We start from the raw sequence: 9,670 nt of genomic DNA, 5'->3' as shown, positions 1-9,670 counted from the left end.
GCTGCGGCCCGCGCTGCGCTGCCGGGGCTGCGAGGCCGAGCTGGGCCGCACCGACGTCCGCTTCGAACGACCTTGACAGCTGCGGCATGAGACGCGTATCACTTCATTAACTGTAGTGAAATCTGCCGGGCCTGGCGGTCCGGACGCTGGAGGCTTCTCATGCCGCTCAATGAAGAACTCATCGCGCCGGCCGCTGCCGCGCTGACCAATCCGTATCTGGAAGGGCCGTACACGGCGACGGCGGACGAGGTCACCGCGACGAATCTGACCGTGCTGCACGGGGAATTGCCCGCCGACCTGGACGGGGTGTACGTGCGCAACGGGCCGAATCCGCAGTTCGCGCCGCTGGGCCGGTACCACTGGTTCGACGGGGACGGGATGCTGCACGCGGTGCACTTCGAGAACGGCAAGGCCACGTACCGTAATCGGTTCGTGCGCACCACCGAATTCGAGGCCGAGCGGGCGGCGGGCACGGCCCTGTGGCGCGGGGTGATCGAGCCGTGGGACGGGAATCCGGCGGGGGATCGGCGGGAACGCAATTCCGCCAATACCGATGTGGTGTTCCATCACGGGAACCTGCTCGCGCTCTGGTACCGGGCGGGCAAGCCGTACGCGCTGGACCCGATCAGCCTCGAGACGCGCGGCGTGGACGACTTCAACGGCACACTGCGGGGCGAGGTTTCGGCGCACGCCAAGGTGGACGAGCGGACCGAGGAACTGCTCTTCTTCGACTACGGCATCAACGCGCCGTACCTGCGCTACGGCGTGGCCGATGCGGACGGGACCGTCACCCACTACACCGGCCTGGAACTGCCCGGGCCGCGCCTGCCGCACGATATGGCCATCACCGAGAACTATTCGGTGCTCATGGACCTGCCGCTGTACAACGATCCGCGCGCCGCCGCGGCCGGCCGGTTCAAGATCTTCTTCGATCGCACGCTGCCCAGCCGGTTCGCCGTGCTGCCGCGTTACGGCGATGGGGCGCAAGCGAAATGGTTCGAAGCCGAACCCGGCTACATCTACCACACCGTCAATTCGTGGGAAGAAGGCGACGAGCTGATCCTGGTGGTCTGCCGCGTCACCGAACCCAGCCCCGTGTCCGACCGCGCCCACCCGCTCGCCCAGCTGCTGGCCTACCTGCGTCCCGAAGCCAAACTGCACCGCTACCGGTTCAACCTGCGCACCGGCGTCACCATCGAAGAATCGCTGGACGACGTGAACACCGAATTCCCCGCCATCGACCAGGGACTCACCGGCCGCCCGGGCCGCTACTCCTATCAGATGCGCCTCTCGGTCGACCGCACCATGATCTTCGACGCCATCCTCAAATACGACATCCGCACCGGCGCAAAGGAAACCGCGCCCTTCGGCGACGGCATCTACGGCAGCGAACTCACCGTCGTCCCGCGCCCCGGCGCGACCTCCGAGGACGACGCCTACCTGACCATGTTCGCCCACAACAACCACACCGGCCTGTCCGAAGTGTGGATCTACGACGCCGCCACCCTCACCGACGGCCCCATCTGCCGGCTCGCCCTGCCCGTCCGCGTCCCCCTCGGCTTCCACGCCACCTGGGTCAGCGGCGACCGTATGCGCGCCGCCGCTGCCCCCATCGCCTGAAAAAGGTTGTGCCCGTGCCCCACCCAGCCCTCAGCGTCAGCCTGCCCTACTGGCAGGACCGCGACCCCCTGGACGCCCTCGCCGTCGCCGAAACCGCCGAGAAGCTCGGCTACGACCGCCTCTGGATCGGCGAAATGGCGACCTTCGACGCCTTCGCCCTCGCCACCGCCATCGGTACCACTCCCGGCCGGCTACCCCTGTGCGTCGGCCCGCTGGCCGTGGATGTCCGCACTCCGGTCGGCATCGCCATGGGCGCGGCCAGCGTCGCGGCTCTCACCTCCCGAGGCGTCGATCTGGCCCTCGGGACCTCCAGCACCGTGGTCGTGCGCGACTGGCACGGCCGCGAGCGCCGCAGCACCGCAAGACATCTGGAGGAGACGGCCCGCATCGTCCGTGCTCTGCTCGCGGGCGAACGCGTGGAATACGAGGGCGTGACCGAACGGGTCAACGGCTTCCGGCTCCGGCTCCCGACGTCACCCGGTGGGGACTCGCACGCGCACCGTGGAATTCGAGCGGACGACTCCACGCCCGCCGGCAACGGCTCGGACGGCCATCGACCCGAACTGGTGCTGGCGGCCTTCGGCATGGGCGCGCTCGCTGCGGCGGCACGCGTGGCCGACCGAGTGGTCCTGAACCTGGTGACCCCGGTGCAGGTCGCCCGATGTGCCGCCCTGATCGAGGAATTCGCCGATCGAGCGGGCCGCGAAACACCCCCGATCTCGGTGTGGGTGACCGCCGCCGCCGACCCGTCACCGGACATGCTGGCCACCCTCCGCCGTGGCGTCGTGGGCTACCTCCGGGCGCCCGGCTACGACGCCATGTTCACCGAAGCCGGGTTCGGCGAGATCGTCGGCTTGGCCCACAGCGGAGCCCGCCCGCGAGCGGTACTGGCCGCCATCCCGGACGAATTGGCCGCAGTCGTCGGCATGTTCGGCGATCGAGCCGAACTGGCGGCGAGGCTTGCCGCATATCGGGAAGCCGGGGCCGACGAAGTCGTGGTGGTGCCGGTGACCACTGCCGAGGATCCCGGCGGGGTGTACACGCTCGAGACCTTGATGGCGGTCGACCGTGGATGAAGTCGGGATACGCGACGCGGCCGCCCTGGGCGGCGGGGGGCCGGTCGCGGGGCCTCCGTCCGTGCTTCGGAACGGAGCGAATCGTGGGTGAGGCGTATGTGTACGACGCGGTGCGGCTGCCGCGCGGGCGGGTTCGCAAGGGTGGCGGGACGCTCGCGGAGGTGCCGCCCTACGAGTTGTTCGGGCAGTTGCTGACGGCATTGGAGCTGCGGTCGTGTCCGCCGGAAGTGGTGGACGATGTGATCGTCGGGATCAGCACCGTGGCGGGGGAGCAGGGCGGGGATCTGGCGCGGGCGGCGGGATTGTGGGCGGGATGGCCGGATTCGGTGCCGGGCGGGGTGGTGTCGCGGCTGTGCTGTTCCGGACTCGACGCGGTGGAGGGCGCTGCGGCCCGGGTGGCGGCGGGGTACGCGGACGTGGTCGTCGCGGGCGGGGTCGAATCCATGTCACGAGTGCCGATGCTGTCGGATCGGCCCGGGATCGCCACCGACCCGGATCTGGGGGAGCGGGCCGGGTTCGTGACCATCGGCGTGTCGGCGGATCTGACGGCGGCCGTGCACGGGATCGGGCGGATCGAGCTGGACGCCTACGCGGTGCGGTCGCATCGGAATGCTTCCAGGGCAGCGGTTTCGGAGTCGATGGTGCCGGTACGGAAGGGCGGCACCCTGCTGCTCGGCGCGGATGAAGGGGCGCGGGGCGATGCGAGTCCGGAGAAGTTCGCGGCGCTGCCCGCCCTTTTCGGGGCGGACCCGGCGTGGGAGCGGGTGGCTCGTCGCCTGCCGGAAGCGCCGCGGCCCGCCGCGGGGTTGCACACCCTGGCCACCGCGCCACAGCTCGCGGATGGCGCCTCGGCGGTACTGCTGGGGAGCGCGCGAGCGGAACGGTCACTGGGGCGTGCGCCGCGTGCTGTGATCGCGGGGACCGCGCAGACCGCGGAGCGGTCGCCATTGCTGACCGCGCCGGTATCGGCCGCGCGGCGGGCGCTGCGGTGCGCCGGCATCGGAGCGGACGCGCTGGACGTGGCGGTCGTCAACGAATCCTTCGCTGTCACACCACTATTGGTCACGCGTGAACTGGGGCTGGACCCGGAACTGGTGAATCCGGACGGCGGCGCGCTCGCGGTCGGGCACCCGCTGGGCGCGACCGGCGGCATTCTCATCGCGCAGGCCCTGGACGCGCTCGAACGGACGGACGGCGAGCATGCGCTCGTCGCGATTCCCGCCGCGCTGGGGCTCGGAACGGCGGTGGTACTACGACGGCTCCGGTGAACCGCGCAGTGGACGCCGCCTATGGGCCGGGTCGTCCATGCGTTGCCGACCGGAGCGGCCCAACCACCTCGCATTTCGAGCACGACTAGCCTCAGGAGTTTTCATGGCCGAATCAACCTTCACCCCCGCGGTTTCCGCCGATCGGCCCGGGGTGCACACCTGTCATCCAGAGGATCGGGTGCGCGAGTATCTCGATCGCGGGTGGTGGGAGGCCGACACCATCCCGGACATCTTCCGGCGGCGCGTGACGGAAGCACCGAACGCGCCCGCCCTCAGTGATCCGGCCAACCTGGCCGCGCTGACCGGCGCCGAGCCGCGCACACTCACCTGGCGGGAACTCGACGACCATGTCGCCGACATCGCGGCGGTGCTGTGGGCCAACGGTATTCGGCAGGGCTCGACGGCGGCGGTACTGCTGCCGAACTCGATCGCCTTGACCGCGACCTATCTGGCCCTGTGGCGGCTCGGTGCGGTGGCGACGCCCATGCCGGTGTCGTATCGGCGGCACGAGATCTCGGGAATTGTGACGGCCACCGATGCCGGTGCGCTGATCACCACGGGCGTGCTCGGGGATCGGGAACTGGCGCTGGAGGCCGCGAGCGTCGCGGACGGGCGGCGCACGGTGTTCGCCTTCGGTCCCCAGGTGCCGGAGCAAGCCGTCGAAATCGGTGGGTCTGCGAGCGACGAAGCCCGAAAACTCGTGCGCGACTACGAATCCGAACTCACGGTCACGGTGAACGATCGCGTCACGGTGTGCTGGACCAGCGGCACCGAAGCCGCGCCCAAGGGCGTCCCGCGCTGTCACGGCGACTGGCTGGCGGTCGCGCGCGGCGTACAGGACGGGCTGACGCTGACCTCGGAATCGGTGGTGCTGAACCCTTTTCCCATGGTCAACATGGCCGGGTTCGCGGGCACACTGCTGCCCTGGCTGCTCACCGGCGGCCACCTGGTGCAGCACCATCCGCTGGATCTGCCGGTGTTCCTCGGGCAGATCGCGCGGCATCGCGTGACCTACACCTGCATGCCGCCCGCCCTGCTGACCATGCTGTTGCAGAACGAATCCCTGCGCGCACGAGTCGATCTGAGCTCCCTCGACACGGTCGGCTCCGGCGGCGCGCCCCTACCGCCGCCCGTGGTGCGACGGTGGCAGGAGGAGCTGGGCATCGCGGTCGTGAACTTCTTCGGATCGAACGAGGGCGTGAGCCTGCTGGGCGCACCCGCCGATATCCCGGATCCGACCGAGCGCGCACAGCACCTGCCGCACTACGGAGCGGAGGGGGTTCGCTGGGCGACGCGATTGGCTGCGAGCACGGCGGTGAAGCTGGTCGACGTGGTCACCGGGGACCAGGTGACCGAGATCGGCGGCCGCGGCGAGCTGCGCATGCGAGGACCGGCGGTGTTCGGCGGATACCTGGAAGGAACCGCTGCCGCGTCGCCGTTCGATGCGGACGGATACCTGTGCAGCGGTGACGTTTTCGAGCTGTGCGGCGAAGGCGGCAGGTATCTGCGGTTCGTGGACCGGGTCAAGGAGATCATCATCCGGGGCGGCATGAATATCGCGCCCGCCGAAATCGAAGGACTCCTGGCCGACCATCCGGGCATCGCGGAGGTGGCCATCGTCGGCTACCCGGACGCCGTGCTCGGCGAGAAGTGCTGCGCCTTCGTGGTTCCCGCGCCGGACGCCACCGTCACCCTCGAGGATCTGGTCGCGCATCTGCGGTCCCGCGAAGTGGCCTCGTTCAAACTGCCGGAACGGCTGGAGATCGCGGCGAGCCTGCCGCGCAATCCGGTCGGAAAACTATTGCGCCGCGAATTGCGCGCGCGTCTCTGATCCGAGAATTCCAGGAGTTGTTGTGTCCGTGCATATTCTGGGCGGCAGCCAAACCGATTTCGCCGTCAACTGGCAGCGCGCCGGACTCGAATTCGATGCCTTGCTCGGCGAGGTGATCGACGGCGCCCTGCAAGCCGCCCGGGTGAACGCGGCCGATATCGGCGTTATCCACGTCGGTAATGCCTTCGGGCAGTTGTTCACCGGGCAAGGACAATTGGGCGGCATGCCCGCCACGGTGCGCCCCGAATTCTGGGGCGTCCCCGCCACCCGGCACGAAGCCGCCTGCGCCTCCGGCAGTATGGCCGTGCTCGCCGCCACGGCCGACCTGGAGTCGGGACGCTACGACTGCGCGCTGGTGATCGGCGCGGAACTGGAGAAAACCGTCCCCGGCGGACAGGCGGCCCGCTTCATGGGCGCCGCCGCCTGGGCCGGACACGAGGCGCGGGACACGGATCTGGTGTGGCCGAGCATGTTCGCCGCCATCGCCGACGAATACGACCGCCGCTACGGACTCGACGCCGCCCACCTGCGCGCCGTCAGCGAACTGAACATCGCCAACGCACGGTCGAATCCGCTCGCCCAAACCCGGGACTGGAAGTACTCACCGGACAGTTTCGGCACCGACGACGCATCGAATCCGCCCGTGGCCGGCGTCCTGCGCCGCCAGGATTGCAGTCAGATGACCGACGGCGCGGCGGCGGTCGTACTGGTATCCGACCGGTTCCTGGAGCGGCACAACACCATTCGGCCCGAGACCCGTTCGACGATCGCCGGATGGGGCCACCGCACCGCCGCTCTCTCCCTCGAGGCGAAGCTACGCCATTCCGCCGAAGACCCGTACGTCTTCCCGCACCTGCGCCGCGCGGTCCGCGACGCCCTCGACCGCGCCCAGCTCCCGGCAATCGACGCCGTCGACGCGGTCGAAGTCCACGACTGCTTCTCCATGTCCGAATACGTGGCCCTCGATCACCTCGGCATCACCGCCCCCGGCGAAAGCTGGAAGGCCATCGAATCCGGCGAAATCGCCCGCGACGGAAGGCTTCCCGTCAACCCCGGCGGCGGCCTGATCGGCATCGGCCACCCCGTCGGCGCCACCGGCGTGCGCATGCTCCTGGACGCACACCGGCAAGTCACCGGCCAAGCCGGCGAGATTCAGATCCCGGATGCGCGCCGGGTCGCTACCGTGAATATCGGCGGCAGCGTGACCACCGTCGCGAGTTTCGTGGTGGCAGCCGACTAGGAGGGCTTGACGGCGAGTTGGTGCGCGACCCAGGAAACGTCGGTTCGTTCGGCTGCGACGGTTTCAATCAATGTCACCACCTCACCTGCGGCGATCCCTGGTGCCAGCCCGTAGCAGCCAAGTATCAGCCGGACCGCGACCCATGCGGTCTGTTTGTTGCCTTCGGTGAATGGCTGATCGCGAATCACGGACTGAAAGACGGCTGCAGCTTTGAGCTCTGGTGTTGGATAGGCTTCTTTTCCCAATACGATCTGATCCGCGCGGGTGGCAGCTGCAGCGACGAGGCCCAAGTCACGGATCCCGCCGCGACCCTCGGTGACTCGTTGATTGCACTTGATCAGTGCTTCTGGGCGCATTACTCGACGTCCCGGATCAATGCCAGCAGAGCTGCATCCTCGGTCATCACTCGATCGAGAATCGCGTCTTCCTTGCGGCTGAGGGCCCGCACAGCCACCCACTGGCGCACGGCGTCACAGATAGCCGTGTTCAGCGACACATGCGCGGCCTCAGCCTCCGCTGAGGCGGCTGCATGGAGGTCGTCGGGTAGGCGCAGATTCAGATTCGACATAGCACCAATTTAGCACCATGCAGATCGGGGAGGGGCGTTGATTCTGTTATCTATCCTGGTAGGGACTATTTTGAAGGGTGCACTCCGAATTTATGGACACCCCTGGGAGGCAGCTGGGCGCAGTGCCCAGCGTCATCTTCAATGGTCACCATCGACTGGCCGTCCAACTCGGCGCGAAATAGCCGGTTACTCGGGCAGTTTCGACGCGTCGCGCACCGCGCCGCGATCGGCGGAGGTGGCGAGCATGGCGTAGGTGCGCAAGGCGACGGACAGGGGGCGATTGCGCTGGTGCGGACGGTAGCCGCCCGCGGCCTCCAGTTCGGCGCGCCGCGCCGCCAGCTCCGCGTCGCCGACCTCCAAAGTCAGTCCGCGCGAAGGGATATCGATACTGACGGTATCGCCTTCGCGCACCAATGCGATCGGTCCACCGGCCGCGGCCTCGGGGGAGACGTGCCCGATGGACAGGCCCGACGAGCCGCCGGAGAAGCGGCCGTCGGTGATCACCGCGCACTGACCGGCCAGGCCGCGGCCCTTGAGATACGAAGTGGGATAAAGCATTTCCTGCATGCCCGGCCCGCCGCGCGGACCCTCGTAGCGGATGACCAGCACATCGCCGGGGGTGACGCGACCGGAGAGCACCGCGTCCACCGCCTCCTCCTGGGAATCGACCACCACGGCCGGACCGGTGAAGGTGTGCATGTGCTCGGCCACGCCCGCCGACTTCACCACCGCGCCGTCGGGGGCCAGATTGCCGCGCAGCACCGCCAGACCGCCCTCGCGGGAATGCGCGTGCGCGAGATCGCGGATACAGCCTTCGGCGGCATCCAGGTCCAGGGTGTGCCAGCGCTCGGACTGCGAGAACGCGGTGGCCGAACGCTTACCGCCCGGCGCGGCATGGAACAGTTCGATCGCCGTGGCAGAGGGGTGCTCGGCGCGCACATCCCATTCGGCCAGCCAGGCATCGAGTGAATCCGAGTGCACCGCATGCACATTGCGATGCAGCAGGCCCGCGCGATGCAGTTCGCCCAGGATGGCCGGCATGCCGCCCGCGCGATGCACGTCCTCCATCAGATAGTCGCCGTTCGGCGCCACCTTGCACAGGCAGGGGATCTGCGGGGACATCTTCTCGATATCGGTGAGCGTGTAGTCCAGGCCCGCCTCCTGCGCGGCGGCCAGCAGATGCAGCACGGTATTGGTGGAGCCGCCCATGGCCAGATCCAGGGCCATCGCATTGTCGAACGCCTCGCGGGTGGCGATATTGCGCGGCAGCACGCGGTCGTCGTCCTGCTCGTAGTAGCGGCGGGTCAGCTCCATGACGGTGTGCCCGGCCGACTCGTAGAGCGCCTTGCGTGCGGTGTGGGTGGCCAGGGTGCTGCCGTTGCCGGGCAGCGCCAGGCCCAGCGCCTCGGTGAGACAGTTCATGGAGTTCGCGGTGAACATGCCCGAGCAGGAACCGCAGGTGGGGCAGGCGTTCTCCTCGATGAGCGCCATATCGGCATCGGAGACCTCGGGCGAGACGGCCGCGGCCATGGTGACGATGAGATCCAAGCGGCTGCGCACGGTGCCGTCGACCAGCACCGCCTTGCCGCCCTCCATCGGCCCGCCGGAGACGAACACGGTCGGGATGTTCAACCGCATGGCCGCCATCAGCATGCCCGGGGTGATCTTGTCGCAGTTGGAGATACACACCAGCGCGTCGGCGCAGTGCGCGTTCACCATGTACTCGATGGAATCGGCGATCAGATCGCGCGAGGGCAGCGAATAGAGCATTCCGCTGTGCCCCATGGCGATTCCGTCGTCCACGGCGATGGTATTGAACTCGCGGGCGATACCGCCGGCCTCCCGCACCGCCTCGGAGACGATCCGGCCGACGGGCTGCAGATGGGTGTGACCGGGCACGAACTCGGTGAAGCTGTTGGCGATGGCGATGACCGGCTTGCGCCCGATATCCGCCGACGGAACGCCGCTGGCACGCATGAGCGCGCGAGCCCCCGCCATATTCCGACCGTGCGTGACCGTGCGGGAACGCAATGCGGGCACGATGCCACCTCCTCGAACTCGAATCTC

At 68.6% G+C, this 9,670-nt stretch carries 8 protein-coding genes; 5 read left to right on the top strand and 3 right to left on the bottom strand.

The window, feature by feature from the left end; genetic code table 11:
• Positions 1–159 precede the first annotated feature (159 nt).
• The 5 genes from NY1_RS08440 to NY1_RS08420 all read left to right on the top strand — a co-directional run bounded on the left by NY1_RS08440 (position 160) and on the right by NY1_RS08420 (position 7,035).
• Positions 160–1,620, top strand: coding sequence for a carotenoid oxygenase family protein (locus NY1_RS08440; RefSeq protein WP_067710088.1), 1,461 nt, complete (start codon positions 160–162; stop codon positions 1,618–1,620).
• A 14-nt stretch (positions 1,621–1,634) separates the two neighbouring features.
• Entirely contained in the window at positions 1,635–2,696 is a 1,062-nt protein-coding gene (locus tag NY1_RS08435; RefSeq protein WP_067710192.1) for an LLM class flavin-dependent oxidoreductase, read from the top strand.
• 83 nt (positions 2,697–2,779) lie between these two features.
• Entirely contained in the window at positions 2,780–3,964 is a 1,185-nt protein-coding gene (locus NY1_RS08430) for an acetyl-CoA C-acyltransferase (RefSeq protein WP_067710086.1), read from the top strand.
• A gap of 103 nt (positions 3,965–4,067) precedes the next feature.
• A complete protein-coding gene (locus tag NY1_RS08425) occupies positions 4,068–5,795 on the top strand; it encodes a class I adenylate-forming enzyme family protein (RefSeq protein ID WP_067710084.1) in 1,728 nt (575 codons plus the stop codon).
• Between the two features lie 28 nt (positions 5,796–5,823).
• A complete protein-coding gene (locus tag NY1_RS08420) occupies positions 5,824–7,035 on the top strand; it encodes an acetyl-CoA acetyltransferase (RefSeq protein WP_067710190.1) in 1,212 nt (403 codons plus the stop codon).
• Here the strand turns inward: NY1_RS08420 and NY1_RS41820 are convergent.
• From NY1_RS41820 to ilvD, 3 genes are all read right to left on the bottom strand, one after another.
• Positions 7,032–7,391, bottom strand: a complete 360-nt coding sequence (locus NY1_RS41820; protein ID WP_084534760.1) for a type II toxin-antitoxin system death-on-curing family toxin — start codon at positions 7,389–7,391, stop codon at positions 7,032–7,034. The two genes, NY1_RS08420 and NY1_RS41820, sit on opposite strands and share 4 nt — an antisense overlap.
• Positions 7,391–7,603 (bottom strand): toxin-antitoxin system HicB family antitoxin, encoded by a 213-nt coding sequence (locus NY1_RS08415; protein WP_067710082.1) that lies wholly within the window; start codon positions 7,601–7,603, stop codon positions 7,391–7,393. Before NY1_RS08415 ends, NY1_RS41820 begins: the two co-directional genes overlap by 1 nt.
• A 186-nt stretch (positions 7,604–7,789) precedes the next feature.
• Complete coding sequence (gene ilvD, locus NY1_RS08410) at positions 7,790–9,643, bottom strand: dihydroxy-acid dehydratase (protein ID WP_174567166.1); 1,854 nt, start codon at positions 9,641–9,643, stop codon at positions 7,790–7,792.
• Between the last annotated feature and the right edge of the window lie 27 nt (positions 9,644–9,670).

It is taken from the genome of Nocardia yamanashiensis NBRC 100130 (assembly GCF_001613325.1).
GTDB classification, from domain to species: Bacteria; Actinomycetota; Actinomycetes; order Mycobacteriales; family Mycobacteriaceae; genus Nocardia; species Nocardia yamanashiensis.
Note: the sequence above shows the minus strand (reverse complement) of the source record. Positions and strands in the feature narration are given on the sequence as shown.